Here is a 307-nt window from a genome sequence, read left to right on the forward strand (position 1 = left end):
TGGCCTGTCTTTTGACATTGCCCTCCGTCGCTTTAGCAACGAACTATTATGTGCAGGCAAATGGCGGAAGTAATGCCAATACAGGTCTGTCTTCCAGCGCCCCCTTTGCTGATCTGGAATATGCTATGAAGAAGCTCCAGCCCGGCGACACACTGTTAGTGCGGTCTGGAGTGTATAGAGAGTTTCCTTATTTGAGCTCGGCAAAGTATCGAAGTGGTACTGCATCCAAGCCAATTCTGGTGCGCCCCTATGGCAATGAGCGACCGGTGATTAGTAAGAGTTCTGAATCTCGACTGGTAGATGTCCG

1 protein-coding gene is annotated in these 307 nt (G+C 50.2%); it reads left to right on the forward strand.

The window, feature by feature from the left end; genetic code table 11:
- Positions 1–307, forward strand: a 307-nt coding sequence (locus tag C0039_RS21295; RefSeq protein ID WP_207796513.1) for a hypothetical protein, incomplete at both ends; no start/stop codon positions are given.

It is taken from the genome of Pseudohalioglobus lutimaris, from assembly GCF_002866825.1.
Taxonomy (GTDB): Bacteria; Pseudomonadota; Gammaproteobacteria; order Pseudomonadales; family Halieaceae; genus Halioglobus; species Halioglobus lutimaris.